13 protein-coding genes and 3 pseudogenes are annotated in these 15,572 nt (G+C 66.1%); 5 read left to right on the forward strand and 11 right to left on the reverse strand.

Features of this window, described 5'->3' with window-relative positions; all coding sequences use genetic code 11:
- Positions 1-109 precede the first annotated feature (109 nt).
- The 3 genes and pseudogenes from NW75_RS28375 to NW75_RS17015 form a co-directional block, all read right to left on the reverse strand.
- Positions 110-493, reverse strand: a complete 384-nt coding sequence (locus NW75_RS28375) for a hypothetical protein (RefSeq protein WP_443024496.1) — start codon at positions 491-493, stop codon at positions 110-112.
- Positions 494-583: 90 nt separating this feature from the next.
- Positions 584-1,638, reverse strand: a pseudogene (atpA, locus tag NW75_RS17010) (F0F1 ATP synthase subunit alpha); the annotation flags it as partial.
- 3 nt (positions 1,639-1,641) lie between these two features.
- Positions 1,642-2,196 carry a F0F1 ATP synthase subunit delta gene (locus tag NW75_RS17015; protein WP_033966355.1) on the reverse strand — a complete coding sequence of 185 codons (555 nt, stop codon included), beginning with the start codon at positions 2,194-2,196 and terminating at the stop codon, positions 1,642-1,644.
- Between the two features lie 671 nt (positions 2,197-2,867).
- Here NW75_RS17015 and NW75_RS17020 point away from each other — a divergent pair.
- From NW75_RS17020 to NW75_RS17035, 4 genes and pseudogenes are all read left to right on the forward strand, one after another.
- A complete protein-coding gene (locus NW75_RS17020) occupies positions 2,868-4,220 on the forward strand; it encodes a methyl-accepting chemotaxis protein (protein WP_231565273.1) in 1,353 nt (450 codons plus the stop codon).
- A 70-nt stretch (positions 4,221-4,290) separates the two neighbouring features.
- Positions 4,291-4,968, forward strand: a complete 678-nt coding sequence (locus NW75_RS17025) for a dienelactone hydrolase family protein (protein WP_033966356.1) — start codon at positions 4,291-4,293, stop codon at positions 4,966-4,968.
- 63 nt (positions 4,969-5,031) lie between these two features.
- A pseudogene (gene ada / locus NW75_RS17030) lies at positions 5,032-6,067 on the forward strand (bifunctional DNA-binding transcriptional regulator/O6-methylguanine-DNA methyltransferase Ada).
- Positions 6,064-6,543 (forward strand): DUF1203 domain-containing protein, encoded by a 480-nt coding sequence (locus NW75_RS17035; protein ID WP_033966357.1) that lies wholly within the window; start codon positions 6,064-6,066, stop codon positions 6,541-6,543. Before ada ends, NW75_RS17035 begins: the two are co-directional and overlap by 4 nt.
- On the opposite strand, the gene NW75_RS27910 is transcribed toward NW75_RS17035, so the two are convergent.
- The 5 genes from NW75_RS27910 to NW75_RS17055 form a co-directional block, all read right to left on the reverse strand.
- A complete protein-coding gene (locus NW75_RS27910; RefSeq protein ID WP_331386177.1) occupies positions 6,532-7,257 on the reverse strand; it encodes a hypothetical protein in 726 nt (241 codons plus the stop codon). The genes NW75_RS17035 and NW75_RS27910 overlap by 12 nt on opposite strands.
- Positions 7,233-8,126: a S1C family serine protease gene (locus NW75_RS27915; RefSeq protein ID WP_331386178.1), complete on the reverse strand. Its 894-nt coding sequence runs from the start codon at positions 8,124-8,126 to the stop codon at positions 7,233-7,235. Before NW75_RS27915 ends, NW75_RS27910 begins: the two co-directional genes overlap by 25 nt.
- Positions 8,127-8,267: 141 nt before the next feature.
- The gene (locus NW75_RS17045; RefSeq protein ID WP_033966359.1) at positions 8,268-9,572 is read right to left on the reverse strand and encodes an OmpP1/FadL family transporter; all 1,305 of its coding nucleotides are present in this window, start codon (positions 9,570-9,572) and stop codon (positions 8,268-8,270) included.
- A gap of 44 nt (positions 9,573-9,616) precedes the next feature.
- On the reverse strand, positions 9,617-10,027 hold the full coding sequence (locus NW75_RS17050) for a DUF2147 domain-containing protein (RefSeq protein WP_033966360.1): 411 nt from the start codon (positions 10,025-10,027) through the stop codon (positions 9,617-9,619).
- A 252-nt stretch (positions 10,028-10,279) separates the two neighbouring features.
- On the reverse strand, positions 10,280-12,448 hold the full coding sequence (locus tag NW75_RS17055; RefSeq protein ID WP_081988806.1) for a primosomal protein N': 2,169 nt from the start codon (positions 12,446-12,448) through the stop codon (positions 10,280-10,282).
- A gap of 105 nt (positions 12,449-12,553) precedes the next feature.
- Here NW75_RS17055 and NW75_RS17060 point away from each other — a divergent pair, with 105 nt between their 5' ends.
- The gene (locus NW75_RS17060; RefSeq protein WP_033966368.1) at positions 12,554-13,441 is read left to right on the forward strand and encodes a tyrosine recombinase XerC; all 888 of its coding nucleotides are present in this window, start codon (positions 12,554-12,556) and stop codon (positions 13,439-13,441) included.
- Here the strand turns inward: NW75_RS17060 and NW75_RS17065 are convergent.
- The 3 genes and pseudogenes from NW75_RS17065 to NW75_RS23985 form a co-directional block, all read right to left on the reverse strand.
- Positions 13,438-14,037: a DedA family protein gene (locus NW75_RS17065; RefSeq protein WP_033966363.1), complete on the reverse strand. Its 600-nt coding sequence runs from the start codon at positions 14,035-14,037 to the stop codon at positions 13,438-13,440. The two genes, NW75_RS17060 and NW75_RS17065, sit on opposite strands and share 4 nt — an antisense overlap.
- Positions 14,038-14,142: 105 nt before the next feature.
- Positions 14,143-15,093, reverse strand: coding sequence for a glutathione synthase (gene gshB / locus NW75_RS17070; protein WP_033966364.1), 951 nt, complete (start codon positions 15,091-15,093; stop codon positions 14,143-14,145).
- Between the two features lie 78 nt (positions 15,094-15,171).
- Positions 15,172-15,516 (reverse strand): annotated as a pseudogene (locus NW75_RS23985) (YraN family protein); the annotation flags it as partial.
- Positions 15,517-15,572: the final 56 nt, after the last annotated feature.

The raw sequence follows: 15,572 nt of genomic DNA on the forward strand, positions 1-15,572 counted from the left end.
ATCACTGGCCGGGGAGAGGGGCTGTAGCGAAAACCAACGCTTCCGCTCGGCCCCTCTCCCGACTTCGCTTCGCTCGTCTGCCCTCTCCCCGGTGGGGAGAGGGAGGGTTTTACGCAAACGTCTTCGAAAACGCACCCAGCGCGGTCTTCAGCGCTTCCGTCGTCTCCTTCGACAGATCGCGCTTGTCGCGAATGTCCTTCAGGAGATCGGCGTGATCGCTGCGCATCGCCGCCAGCATCGCCTGTTCATAGCGGACGACGGCGTTGACCGGAACGGTATCGAGGAAGCCCTGCGTACCCGCGAAGATCGACACGGTCTGCTCTTCGAACGGCATAGGCGAGAACTGCGCCTGCTTCAGCAGCTCGGTCAGGCGCGCGCCGCGGTTGAGCAGCTTCTGCGTGGAAGCATCGAGGTCCGAACCGAACTGCGCGAAGGCGGCCATTTCGCGATACTGGGCGAGCTCGAGCTTGATCGAGCCCGACACCTTCTTCATCGCCTTGGTCTGGGCGGCGGAGCCGACGCGCGACACCGACAGACCGACGTTGATCGCCGGGCGGACGCCCGCGAAGAACAGGTCGGTTTCGAGGAAGATCTGGCCGTCGGTGATCGAGATCACGTTGGTCGGGATGTAGGCCGACACGTCGCCTGCCTGCGTTTCGATGATCGGGAGTGCTGTCAGCGAGCCGCCGCCATTGGCGTCGTTCATCTTCGCCGCGCGCTCGAGGAGACGCGAGTGGAGATAGAACACGTCGCCGGGATAGCTTCGCGGCCCGGCGGGCGACGCAGCAGCAGCGACATCTGGCGATACGCAACCGCCTGCTTCGACAGATCGTCATAGACGATGACGGCGTGCATACCGTTGTCACGGAAATATTCGCCCATCGCGCAGCCGGTGTAGGGCGCGAGGAACTGCAGCGGGGCGGGGTCCGACGCGGTTGCGGCGACGACGATCGAATAGTCCATCGCGCCGTTTTCGGTCAGCGTGCGGACGAGCTGCGCGACGGTCGAGCGCTTCTGGCCGACGGCGACATAGATGCAATAGAGCTTCTTGCTCTCGTCATCGCCCTGATGCGCGGCCTTCTGGTTGATGAAGGTGTCGATCGCGACCGCCGACTTGCCGGTCTGGCGATCGCCGATGATCAGCTCGCGCTGGCCACGGCCGACGGGGACGAGCGCATCGATTGCCTTGAGGCCGGTCTGCACCGGCTCGTTGACGCCCTGGCGCGGGATGATGCCCGGCGCCTTGACTTCGACGCGGCTGCGCTGGTCGGAAACGATCGGGCCCTTGCCGTCGATCGGGTTGCCGAGACCATCGACGACGCGACCCAACAGGCCCTTGCCGACGGGAACATCGACGATCGTGCCGGTGCGCTTGACGACATCGCCTTCCTTGATCTGGCTGTCCGAGCCGAAGATCACGACGCCGACGTTATCGGCCTCGAGGTTGAGCGCCATGCCCTGCACGCCGTTCGAGAACTCGACCATTTCGCCCGCCTGGACGTTGTCGAGCCCGAAGATGCGGGCGATGCCGTCACCGACGCTCAGCACCTGGCCGGTTTCCGAAACCTGCGCTTCAGTGCCGAAATTGGCGATCTGGTCCTTGATGACCTTCGAGATTTCTGCGGCGCGGATATCCATGACTTAACCTTTCATCGCGTGCGCGAGAGTATTGAGACGGGTGCGGATCGACGAGTCAATCCGTTGCGAACCGATCTGGACAACCAGACCGCCGAGGAGGGTGGGGTCAACCGCGAGATCGACCGAAACATCGGTGCCGATGCGCGTGCGCAATTGCAGCTTCAACGCGTCGACCTGATCGTCGGTCAGCGGATGTGCCGAGGTCACCTCCGCCGTGGTTTCGCCGCGATGCCGCGCGGCGAGGCCGCGAAACGCGCGGATGATTGCGGGCAATTGCGACAGCCGCCGGTTCTCGGCGAGCACGCCGAGGAATTTGGCGGTGGTGTCGTCCACGTCGATCATTTCGGCTGCCGCTGCGACCGCGCGTGCGGCGTCGGCGCGCGAAACGACCGGGCTGCCGATCAGCTGCGCGAATTCGCTCGATTGCGCGATGGCGGCGCGAACGCGGCCAAGGCTCGCCTCGACCGCATCGATGGCTTTGCTGTCACGGGCAAGCTCGAAGAGCGCGGTCGCATAGCGTCCGCTTAAGCTTGCTTGAATACCGCCGGATGTCTCCACGCGATTGGGGTCCTCTTGGGCACGAATGGTGGCCCCATGCAAATAGAGGGCGTTGGGGAATGCGCCTTCAGATGGGTTGGCGGGCGGTTAGCATTGGGTAGGGCGCGATGCAAGTCATGCGGCGGACGTCGAAAGCGCGCACCACGTCCGCGACGCATTGGCCAGCGTTTTGTTCGTATTTCACACAAGTGTAACATTGGCTTAACCATCTGTTCGCGCCTTGGCGGCCATAGCGAGATTCATGAACCGTATCGCGCTGCCCCGCTCGCTATTCGTCCTTCCGGCTCGACTGAGCCTGTTGTTTTTGCGTTGGCAAACAGGTCGCGGCAACATCCGCGTACAATTGCGGCGGATCGTCTGGGCGTTGCTGGCCATGCAGACGATGCTCGCACTCGCCTTGATCGGGACGACGCTGGCGACCAGCCACGGGGTCCGCACGCTGGTCATGGACCGGCTCTATCCGATCGGCGAACTGCAACGCGTCAACGCCAATTACGCCACAGCCTTGTTGACCGCGCACAAGGTACGCAGCGGCAATCTGTCGGCTTCGGGCGCAGTGGCGACGATCGAGGCCAATCGGGCAGAAATCGCTTCGAGCTGGGACGCCTTCGTCCATCACAACCTGGACACGCGCCGGGCCGATGAGGTGGCGAAGGTCGATTCGGCGCGGCATGACGCCGACGCGGCGCTCGACAAGCTGCTGGTCCTGCTGCGGGCAGGGCGCACCGATCAGCTCGACTTTTTTCGTCAGCGGCGCGTTGTACGCGGCGATCGATCCGCTGACAGGAACAAGCGCGACGCTGATCGCCGATCTCCGTGCGGATGCGCTGCGCGAACGCAGCGCCCTCGAAACCGGGTTTGGCCAAGTCTATATTCTGGTCGCGCTGGTGACGGTGGCGGCGATCCTCGTCGCTTTCTGGGGGATGCGAATGCTCGCCCGCCAGGTCGAGCAGCCGCTCGCCCTGATTGCGGAGGCGACTCGCAGCATCACGCTCGACCGCGCCGACGTGGCTATCCCGGCGCTCGATCGCAGCGATGAGATTGGCGAAATCGCGCGCGCGCTGGCGTTCGCCCGGCAACGCTCAGCCGATGCGCGGCGCCTGAGTGAAGAGGCGCGCCGCACCGCCGACGCCTTGAGTGCGAACGAACGGCGCGAGGATGCCGCCCGTGCCCGCCGCGCGGCGCATCTCGATGCGCTGTTCCGCGTGTTTGAAGGGGAAGCGGGCGCTTCGGTCAGTCAGTTGGTGTCGGCTGGCCCCGCGCTCCGCGAGACGGCAGCGGCGATGGCGGGCGAGGCGGGCACCACCGAAGAACAAGCGATGGCGACTGCCGCGCTGACCGAGCAAAGCGCGACCAACGCGCGCACCATCGCACATTCGGCAACGGCGCTGGCCGGCGCGATCGACCGCATCAGCCGCGCCGCCAACGAATCGCGCGCAAGCGTGGCAACGGTGCGGGCGCGCACGCTCGAGGGGCGGGATCGCGCCGAATCGCTGGGCGCGTTGGTGGTGGAAATCGCCACCGTGCTCGACATGATCACGGCGGTGGCGGGGCAGACCAATCTGCTTGCGCTCAACGCCACGATCGAGGCGGCGCGGGCGGGCGAGGCGGGGCGCGGCTTTGCCGTCGTCGCCGACGAAGTGAAGGGGCTTGCGCGCCAGACCCAGTCCGCCGCCGGCCGGATCGAGGCACGCCTCGCCGCCGTCCGTACCGCCAGCGACACTGTCCTTGCCACGATCGAATCGGTGGATTCGCTCGTGGCGGATTTGGATCAATCCTCGGCCAATGTTGCGGCGGCGGTCGACCAGCAGCGCGGCATGACGCAGGCGATCGCGCTCGCGATCGCCGAGGTCGAGGATGGCACCGCCGATGCCGCCGCCAACATGCAGACCCTACGCGACCGTGCGCAACGCTCGCGCTACACCGCCGACCATGTCACCCGCACCGCCGAGGATGTGGCGGGCGGCGTCGAACGGCTCCGCACGCAAATCAACCGCTTGATCGCGGATGTGCGCGCGGCCTGACGCGCCGCTTTCGCGCCGGTCGCAATGTTGGTAGCGATTGCGCCGCAGGGGTGTGAGGCGGAGCGATTCTATGACCGGCCAGATGCAAAAGAAGATCATGTCGGACGGTGCCGAGATCGGCGTCTATCACGCCGAGCCGACCGGGCGACGCAAGGGCGGGCTCGTGCTGGTCCAGGAGATCTTCGGCGTCACCGACCATATCCGCGATTTGTGCGAGGAATATGCCGCCGACGGTTATGAAGTGCTGGCCCCCGCGCTGTTCGACCGCGAGCATCCTGGCTTCGAGGCTGACTATACCGGCGAGGGGTTTGCCCGCAGCGTGCAACTCGCGCGTGAGCTGCACCCGTTCGATCTGACGCTTGCCGACGTGCAGACCTGCATCGACGCGCTGGCCGGGCGCGGGCCGGTGTTCGTGGTCGGCTATTGCTATGGTGGATCGGTCGCGTGGTTCGCGGCGACGCGCCTGCATAATGTGGCCGCCGCCTCGGCTTATTATGGCAGCTTGATCCCCGATGCGGCGGATGAGGAACCGAAGGTCCCGGTCATCCTGCATTTCGGCCGCCATGACGACCATATCGCGATGGATGGGGTCGAAAAGGTGATCGCCAAGGCGTGGCCCAAGGCGACGGTCTATGTGTATGAGGCAGGCCACGGCTTCAATTCGGATCGCCGCAAGGATTATCACGAGCCAAGCGCCGATCTGGCCAAGGAACGGACGCTGGAGCTGTTCGAAGCGAATGGCGGTTGAGCGCGCTGCTTTGATCGCAAGCCACGGGATGTGGGCGCATCGGGACCATGCGTATATCGTCGCATGACCGAAACCCTCCCCCTTGATCCCGACGCCGCCTGGAAAGCGTTCGAAGCGCGCGACCGGCATTCCGATGGGCGCTTTGTCGGCGCGGTGAAAACCACCGGCATCTATTGCAAGCCAAGCTGTCCGGCGCGTCACCCGAAGCGCGAGAATATCGTCTTCTACCGCACGCCCGAGGAGGCACGCGCGGCGGGGTTCCGGGCGTGCCTGCGTTGTGTCCCCGACGCGGTCGGCGCGACCGGATCGCGGTGCGCGCGCGGTCGCGCTGATCGAGGGGGCCGAGGAAGTGGTGCCGCTTGAGGATCTCGCCGCGCAGGTCGGCTATGCGCCGCATCATTTCCACCGTCTGTTCAAGCGCGCGACCGGGGTGACCCCGGCGGCCTATGCGCGCGGCCTGATGGCGCAGCGCGCGGCGCGCGCGCTGGCGCGTACCGCCAGCGTGACCGAGGCGATTTACGAGGCAGGCTATTCCGCGCCGAGCCGCTTTTATGATGGCGGGGCCAAGCGGCTGGGCATGACACCGAGCGCGTGGAAGCGCGGCGGGGCGGGGGTAACGATCCGCTGGACCGTGGCCGATACCAGTCTCGGCGCAATGCTGGTGGCCGCGACCGACAAGGGGTTGTGCCGCGTCTCGTTTGACGAGGGCGAGGCGGCGCTCCGCGCGCGCTTCCCGCATGCCGAGATCGTGCCGGGTGGTGCCGCGCTGGCCGATCTGGCGGCGCAGGTGGTGGCAAGCGTCGAATCGCCCGATCGCGACCGCGATTTGCCGCTCGACGTGCAAGGCACCGCTTTCCAGGAAGCGATCTGGCAGGCGCTGCGCGCGATCCCGTTGGGCGAGACGCGCAGCTATGCCGAGCTGGCGACGGCGGTTGGCAACCCCAAGGCGGTGCGCGCGGCGGGGACGGCGTGCGGTGCCAATCCGGTGTCGATCATCGTGCCGTGCCACCGCGCGCAGCGCACCGACGGGACGCTGGGCGGCTATGCTTATGGGATTGACCGCAAGGTCGCGCTGCGGACGCGGGAGCGGGTGAAATGAGCGGCTTCGTGATTGCGGGAATCGACCCCGCGCCCTTTCGGCACCTTTACGGACAGAGCGATGCGGCTCTGGCAGCGCAGGGAGCGATCCGCATGGTGGTGGAGGCTGCGCCCGGTTCGCCGTGCCGCGTGACGCTGGAGGATGCGGCGGTCGGGGAGACGGTGCTGTTGCTCAATTACGAGCATCTGCCGGTCGCCACGCCCTATCGCTCGTGCCACGCGATTTTCGTTCGCGAAGGGGCCGAGACTGCGGCGGTGTTCGTCAACAGCATTCCCGAGCAACTGGCGATTCGCCTGTTGTCGGTGCGCGCGTTCGATGCGGCCGGGATGATGCTGGACGCGGATGTGATCGACGGCAGCGGGCTCGCCACCGCGATCGATGGGTTCTTCTCGGATCCGCGCGTCGCGTATCTCCACGTCCACAATGCCAAACCCGGCTGCTTTGCCGCCCGGGTGGATCGCGTGTCAGCCGCCTGAGGTCGCCGCACCCGATGCTGGGGTGCAGCGGTAGACGATCTTCTCATTGGGCTGGGCGGGCAGGGCGGTGCGAATAGCGGATTGTTGGGTCGCGAGATTGGCGCGGCTTGCTTCGTCGGCGGAACAGGCCTTCACCGTCACCTGGCTGCGGATCTTGCGCACGCTGTCCATCTCGGCCGCACCCAGAAAATAGCGGGTGGTGACATAGCTGAGCGTCGCCGGGTCGAACTGCAAGATCGATACGGTCTGTTCCTCGGCGGGAACGAGGATGCGGTCCCACTTGCTGCCGTTTTCGGCATATTGGACGCGCCCGTTCATGCAGCCGGCCTTGCCCCAGTCGAGCGTAAGGTCGGTGGTGGACGAGGAGACGACGCGGCTCCGCTCGGGTACGAAACGGCACTGCAATTTGCCGAGCGGCGTGGTGGAGGACACGGTCGGGGCGAGCGGCACGACCGCCGCCGGTGTCGCGGCGGGAAGCGAGACGGTGCCGGTTGGGCGCAGCTCGAACACGACCACTGCGCCAACCATCACCAGACCACCGATTGCCCAGGCCCAGATCGCCTTGCGCCGCATCGCTTGCGCGTCGAGCAGGCCCCCTGCGCCAATGGCCATCGCGCCCAGTACCAGCATCAAGGTTGCGATTGCCATGACGTTCTCGCGGTGGCGGTCAGCGGCGTCGCGGGCGGCGGTCAGCGCTGCCTCGCGCGCCAGCACGGCTTTGCCGGCCGCGTCGCGCTTGGCCGTGTCGGCCTCGGCGGAGGCTTGTGCGTCGCTTCGCGCTCGGCCTTGTCGATCTCGGCGATGCTGGTGCAGGGCATGCCAACCGCCTGGAAGGGTTGCTTGGCCTTGGTGAGGAAGGCGGCAAGTTCGCTGTCGGCGATCGCGAAGCCAAAGCTCGAATCGCCCTCTTCACCCCGCGTGATCGCCGAGTTGACGCCGATCACGCGCCCGCACGGATCCAGCAGCGGCCCGCCCGAATTGCCGCGTGCGATGCCCGCTGTGTGCAGCAGCACGTCGGTCCCCGACATCTGCCGACGCCCGGAGAACACCCCTTCGGTGCGGATCGGCGAGAGTGGATGGATGTAATCGACCGCCGAGCGCGCGGTCGCGAGATCGACATTGCCGGGATAGCCGAGCGCGGTGACCATCCCGCCTTCGGACACCAGCCCGGTATACAGCGCCACGGGCGGAAGCGGCGTTCCGGAAAATTCGATCAGCGCGAGATCATGGACCGTGTCGATCGCGATCACTTTGCCCTGATAGCTCTTGCTGCCTTCCGACGGCACGATGCCAATTACGACATTGCCGGGATAGCGCGTCAGCAGTTCAACGACATGGGCGTTGGTGACGATGCGGTTGGGCGCGACCGCGAAGCCGCTGCCATGGCCGAAGCCGACCACTTCGTCATCGACGATCGCGATGGTGACGACGCGCACGACGCCGCGGGCGGTGGCGGAGATATCGTCCGCACGGGCTGGTCCCGCGAGCGAGCACAGCAGCAGCGCCGTGGGGAGGGCGGCCCAAAGGGGCCATGCCCTTTGCCAAAGCGACCGGGAAAGGTGGAACAGGATTGCGGCGACCATGTCCGCGCTCTGTGCCAGCCGAGGCCGCGATAAGACAGAGGAAAGTGACCGAATGACCGCAATCCGCGTCGTCCTTTCGGGCGAAGGCGGTCCTCCGATCCCCCCTCCGCCAGGCAATGCTGGCGGAGGGGGAGGGATGCGTCAGAAGGTTACGCGGCCACCAAGCGACAGGACGATCGCATGGGCATTGCGCAGCAGGCCGTTGGTAAGGATCGGCGTCTGCGCGGCGGTGCCGGCATAGGCTGCGGTCACGCGGTCGATCGTGGCGTCGTCGAACTTCACGTAATTCGCACCGGCATCGATCGTCATGTGCCGGTTCAACTGATAGCTGCCGCCCGCCGCATAGGTCCAACGGTCCGAATCGGGCACGCGGGCATCGCGCAGGCCGTCCTGCGTCGGCGTGATCGTGCGCTGAAGCCCGGCGCGCAGCGTCGCTTTGGGGCTGACGGCATAATCAAAGCCGCCCGCCACGCTGAAGCTGTCGCGATAGTTCTCGGGCAGCGCGACATTGAGCGGTGCACCGAGCCGGATCGCGTCGAACTTGCTCCAGTTATAGGCGACTGTCTGAGCATTGAGCGTCAGTGCGTTGGTGGCGCGGAAGCGGCCGGCGACGATCACCTGCCCCGGCGTGTTGAACTGCGCCTGCACGCCCGACAGCGACGTGTTGGACCCGGCGAGCGGACCGACCAACCCCGACACGTTGAGATTTCCCGTCAACGTATGCTTGATGCTCGATTTGTAGCTGATGCCGACGGTGACGACGTCGTTGTGCAACTGCACGCCTGCGGTCCAGCCGAAATCCCAGCCATGACCCTTCAGCGTCTGGCTGCCATCGGGCAGCGACGCGAGCACGTTGGGCAACGCGTTGCTGAGATAAGCATCGGTATATTCAACGTTGAGCGCGCCGCCCACGTTTAGCCAATCGGTCACCTTCACGCCGATCGAAGGCTGGATGTCGATCGTGCGCAGGCGGGTCTTGTCGGCGCTATAGCGTGCCCAGCTGTTCGCATCGTAATCGGTGGTGAAGCTGAACGGCGAGGTTACCGCGACGCCGACCGCGATGCGATCGGTGATCGGATAGGCGAATGCGCCGCTCGGCAGCACGCCATTGCTGATCGGATCACGCGACACACCATTGCCGCCGACCGGCACGAACGACTGGCCCGGACGGCGGATGAGCGTGCCATTGTCGATCACGTCGCCCTTGGGCAGGATCGCGGTGGCGCTGATCGCGGCGCTGGGATCGGTGATGCCGGCGATCGCCGCCGGGTTCCACCACAGCGACGCGGGGCCACGATCGGCCGCTTCACCCGAAAAGGCGCGACCCGCGCCAATGGCGGACTGCGCCTCCAGGTAAAAGGCATCGGCATGGGCGATGCCCTGGAAGCCGAAAGCGGAGACGAGCGCGGTCGCGCCCAGCAGCGGAGCTTTGATACGAAACGACATTGAAAATTCCTGAGTATCGTTGGGGGTAGAGAACGGGCGTGGCGTTAGCGCACGCGGGTCCAGGTTTGGGTTTTGCACAGCGGGAAGAAGACGCAGCCCCGCAGCTTCAACTGGTCCGTGCCGACAGGGGTGATCTTGCCGCTATAGGTCTTGCCGTCTTCGGCATTATAGACTTGGCCATCGCTCCACACGCCGCCTGCTTCGGACTTGAAGCCGCTCAACATCAACAGGCCCTGGAGCGGGCGGGAACGCAGCTTTTCGTTGGCGTTCTTCGCGTCTTTCAAGGCGGGATTGCTGCGGATCATATCCGAGGTGAGGATCTTGCCGCAGATCGATTCGCCGCAGCGTGTGATCTCGACGATGGCGTTGTGGGTTTCGGTCTTCCACCGTCCAAGGGCGGTATCGGCGGCGACGGGGGCACCAGCTAACAGCGCACCAAGAATCAATAGCGACATATTTCACTCTCCAACACCCGCGACCAGGCGGAAATTATTATCCAGCGCCGTATTCTTACGGTCGTGAACTGCGTGCCCAGGGTGGCCTGGGTGTCATTCCGCCTCGGTAACATTTACGTAAACGGAAAGCTGGCAGTGCGTCGTGGCATAGATGCGCGGCGTGGCAAGTCAAGCCACGTTGCAGTCCATTGGGTTAAAATCCGTCGAATCGAGGACGATAGCGACGTTACGGGTCAGAAGGGACGGGGGGCCTCATACAAAGCTGTACGGGTCAACATCGACGACGACGCGCACCTTGCTCGGCCAGTCGAGTCCGCCGAGCCAGTCGCGGATGATGTCCTGCACGTCGAGCGCGCGCTTGGCATGGACGAGCAAGCGGAAGCGGTGTCGCCCGCGCAGCATCGCCAGCGGGGCGGGTGCGGGGCCGTAGACTTCCATCGCCTCATGATGCGGCGCGCTGCGGCCGATCAGCCGGGCGGTTTCGAGCGCGGCCTTCTGGTCTTCGCTCGACACGATGATCCCGGCGAAGCGGCCGAAGGGGGGCGCGCCTGCCTCGCGGCGATGCTCGGTCTCGGCGGCGTAAAAGGCCTCGGCATCGCCCGAGACGAGCGCCTGCATCACGCTCGCTTTGGGGCTGTGCGTCTGGATATAGACATGGCCGGGCTTGGCACCGCGCCCGGCGCGCCCGGCGACCTGGCAGATTTGCTGGAAGGTGCGCTCGCTCGCGCGCAGATCGCCTCCGTCGAGGCCGAGATCGGCGTCGATCACGCCGACCAGCGTCAGATTGGGGAAGTGATAACCCTTGGTAACCAATTGTGTACCAACGATAATGTCGATGTCATGCGCCTCCATCCGCGCGACGAATTCGGCGGCCTTGGCGGGCGACCAGATCGTGTCGGAGGTGATGACGGCGGTACGCGCGTCGGGGAAGAGCGCCTTTACTTCATCGGCGATGCGTTCGACGCCGGGGCCGACGGGGACCAGGCTGTCCTCGCTCTGGCACTCTGGGCAAACTGTCGGGACTGGCTCGGTATGGCCGCAATGGTGGCAGGCGAGGCGGTGGACCAGACGATGCTCGACCATCCAGGCGGTGCAATTGGGGCATTGGAAGCGGTGACCGCAGGTGCGGCACAAGGTCAGCGGGGCATAGCCGCGCCGGTTGAGGAACAGCAAAGATTGTTCGTGCCGCGCCAGTGTTTCACGCATCGCCACCACCAGACGGGGGGCGATCCAGTGGCCGCGTTCCGGCGGCTCGGCGATCAGGTCGATCGCTTCGATCGCAGGCATTTCGGCGGCACCCCAGCGGCCGGGCAATTTCACCTCGGCATAGCGGCCGAGCGCCACTTGCTGGCGGGTTTCGATCGCGGGGGTGGCGGACGCCAGGATTACCGGAATCTGTTCGAACTTGGCGCGCATTACCGCCACGTCGCGGGCGTGATAATGCACGCCCTCTTCCTGCTTGAAACTCGTCTCGTGCGCTTCGTCGATCACGATCAGGCCGAGATTGGCGTATGGGAGGAACAGCGAGGAGCGCGCGCCGACGGTGACCAGCGCTTGCCCGCTGGAGATGGCGCGCCACGCGCGGCGGCGTTGCGATTGGCGCAATCCTGAGTGCCAAGCGACGGGCTTCACCCCGAAGCGCGCGGCGAAGCGCGTCAGGAAGGGTTCGGTCAGCGCGATTTCGGGGAGCAGCACGAGCGTCTGCCGTCCCTCGCGGATCGCGGCGGCGACCGCCTCGAAATAAACCTCGGTCTTGCCCGAGCCGGTGACGCCATCGAGCAGCGTCGGCGCGAAGGCGCGCGCGGTGACGCCCGCCACCAACGTGGCGGCGGCGGCGCGCTGGTCGGGTGACAAAGCGGGCGCTGCGAAATCGGGATCGGGCAGCGTGAACGGGCTGTCGATATCGACCTCGACCGCTTCCAGCGCGCCGACCTTGGCCAAACCGCGAATGACCGCGTCGGAGACATTGCCGATCGCCGCCAGTTCGCGGATCAGGCCCTGATGGGTGCCGATCTGTTCGAGCGCCTGCTCGCGCTGCGGCGTCACGCGGTCGGGCAACAGCCCGGTCGCGCGATATTCGGTGACGGTCTTCGCCCCCTCCAGCGCCGAACTGGAGGCGAGCGCCATCCGCGCCACGGCGGCGGGGGGCGCGAGATAATAATCGGCGGTCCATTCGATCAGCCTACGCAAAGGCGCGGTTAGCGGCGCGGCGGGGAACACGCCGATGAGGTTGCGCAAGCGATTGTCGCCGACCTCGGCATCGGACGGCATCCGCTCCGGCTCCCACACCACGCCGACCAACTGGCGCGGGCCGAGCGGTGCGATCACGATCGAGCCGGGCTCGACCTGCATTCCGTGCGGCACGCGGTAATCGAGCGGGCCGAGCGCGGAATTCATGACGAGGACGCGGGCGCGGGACATGGGGAGCATATGGCGGGTTGCGGGCGTGCGGCAAAGGGGGGCCATGCGCCGCTTGGCAGAAGGCGAGGGGCTTACCTGCCCCATTCGATGCGCTACACCGCAGCGATGAGCGAACTCCCCGGCCTTTATGCCGCCCATCTCGCGCGCGACCGGCGGCGCTCGGTGCATACCGTGCGCGCGTATGAGGCGACGGCGGTGCGGCTGTGCACGTTTCTGCAGGCGCATTGGGGCGCGGCGGTGGAGCGCGACATGCTGGCCAAGGTGAGCGCGGCCGATCTGCGCGCCTTTCTTGCCGCGCGCCGGGGCGAAGGCGGCATCGGCAATGCCTCGGCGGCGCGCGAATTGTCGGCGGTGCGCGGGTTCCTGGCGTTTGCGGTGGGCGAGGGGACGACGCCGCGCCTGAAGGGGCCGCGCGTGAAAAAGGGGGTGCCGCGCCCGGTTTCGCCCGACGAGGCGGTCGCTTTGGCCGAGGATGTCGCGGAGGACGCCGCCGAACCGTGGATCGGTGCGCGCGATCTGGCAGTGCTGTTGCTGCTGTATGGCGCGGGGCTGCGCGTGGCCGAGGCGCTGGGGCTGACGGGGGCAATTCTGCCGCTGGGCGCGACGCTGAGCGTGACGGGCAAGCGCGACAAGACGCGGATCGTGCCGCTGCTGCCGCAAGTGCGGGCGGCGATCGAATCCTATGTCGCACTCAGCCCCTATGGCACCGCGCGTGACGCGCCGCTGTTTCGCGGGGCAAAGGGCGGGCCGCTATCGCCGCGCCTCGTCCGGCTGGCGGTGCAGCGCGCGCGCGTGCGGCTCGGCTTGCCCGATTGCACCACGCCGCACGCGCTTCGCCACAGCTTCGCCACGCATTTGCTGGGGCGCGGGGCGGATTTGCGTGCGCTGCAGGAATTGCTCGGCCATGCGAGCCTCAGCTCCACGCAAATCTATACCCAGGTCGATGCGGCGCATTTGCTGGATGTGTACCGCAACGCGCATCCGCGTGCCTAGCAACGCGGCTGCCAGCGCAGCAGACGCCAGACGTAAAACACGCCGACCGCCCCGATCGTCGCCATCGTCGCGGGGCCGATGAACGCATCCAGCTCGCGGAAGTTGGTGCCGAGATAATAGCCTGCACTCGCCAGAAAGGTGTCCCAGATCGCCGCGCCGCCCGCCGTCCAGGCCAGGAAGCGTGCGCGCGGCATCCGCGTCATGCCCGCGGGCAGCGACACCATTGTGCGAAAGGCGGGCATGAAGCGGAACACGAACACCACCCATTGTCCGTGACGCTGAAAAAAGCGTTCGAGCTGCAGGACGTGCTCCCAATCGAGCGTGAGCCAGCGGCCATAGCGATCGACGAACGGGCGCAGCCGCTGATAGCCGAGGTGCCAGCCGATCCAGTACCAGAAATAATTGCCGACCACCGTCCCCGCCGTGCCCGCGACGATCAGCGGAACCATCTCCATTTGCCCGCGTGCGACCGCGATACCGCCCAGCCCCATGATCACTTCGGACGGGATGGGCGGGAACACGTTCTCCAGCACCATCAGCAGGAAAATGCCGAAATAGCCGCCCCACGCCGTGAGGTTGATGATGAATTCGGTCACGCATCACTCCGTCATGCCGGCTCGTCCCGGCATCCACCGTGCCGCGCGCTCCGGCCGGTGGCTGATACCATGGTGGACCCCGGGACAAGCCCGGGGTGACGATGGCTATGCCGCAACTTTCCGCTCGATCGCATCCCAGATCAGGGCGGCGACATCGGTGCCGTCGAAGCGTTCGATCGCGACGATGCCGGTGGGGGAGGTGACGTTGATTTCGGTCAGCCACTCGCCGCCGATCACATCGATGCCGACGAACAGCAGCCCGCGCCTTTTGAGTTCCGGCCCGAGCACCGCGCAAATTTCGCGCTCTTTCTCGGTCAGTTCGGTCTTCACCGCCGACCCGCCGACCGCGAGGTTGGAGCGGATCTCGCCTTCGCCAGGTAAGCGGTTGATCGCGCCCGCGACGTCTCCATCGACCAGCACGATGCGCTTGTCGCCCTTGGCAACGGCGGGGAGGAACGCCTGGATCATGTGCGGTTCCCGCCACATGGTGTTGAACACCTCGATCAGCGCCGACAGGTTCGCGCCATCCTGCCCGACCTTGAAGATCGCCTTGCCGCCATTGCCATGCAGCGGCTTGATGACGATTTCGCCGTGCTGCGCGAGAAAGGCGCGCGCTTCGTCAAGGCTGCGCGTCACCAGCGTCGGCGGCATGAACTGCGGGAAATCGAGCACGAACACCTTTTCGGGTGCGTTGCGCACGCTGGCCGGGTCATTCACCACCAGCGTCTTGTGCGCGATGCGTTCCAGCAGATGCGTCGCGGTGATATAGCCGAGGTCGAAGGGCGGATCCTGCCGCATCAGCACGACATCGGCGTCCTCGCCCAGATCGAGGTTGATGGCTTCGCCGAAGCTGTAATGATTGCCGACGACGCGCTGCACGGTGACCGGATCAGCCTTGGTCCACACCCGGCCATCGGCATAATTCAGGTCTTCGGCATTATAGTGGAACAGCCTGTGCCCGCGCTGCTGCGCGGTGAGCATCAACGCGAAGGTCGAATCCCCGGCAATGTTGATATGCGCGATCGGGTCCATCTGGACGGCAACGGTGAGCGACATGAGATTCTCCGTCTCGATACCCGATCGCTGGCGACGGGTTTGGATGCGAGCGACCTCTAGGGGCGTCCGCCGCCAAAGTCACCCGATCCAGGCATTCTCGATATGGCGGGGCCGCGTGCCCGGCGCGAGCAGGATGACATCGACGCGAATGTCGTCGCCCGGATCGGCATAGCTTGGCATCAGATATTCGGCCGCCGCCGCGACGCGGGCGAGGCGGCGCTCGTCGATCGCGAAATCGAGCTCGGCGGCGGTGGCGCGCAGCTTGACCTCGACAAAGGCGACGAGGGTACCTTTCTTGGCGATCAGATCGACTTCGCCTGCGGGGGTACGGACGCGGCGGGCGAGGATGCGCCAGCCTTTGAGGCGGAGCCACCAGCCGGCGAGGCGCTCGCCGCGGCGGCCGGAGGCTTCGGCGAGGCGGCGCTTTTATATTCCCCTCCGTTTACGGGAGGGGTTAGGGGAGGGGCTTTCGAAGCGCG

Source organism: Sphingomonas sp. Ant H11 (assembly GCF_000797515.1).
GTDB lineage: Bacteria > Pseudomonadota > Alphaproteobacteria > Sphingomonadales > Sphingomonadaceae > Sphingomonas.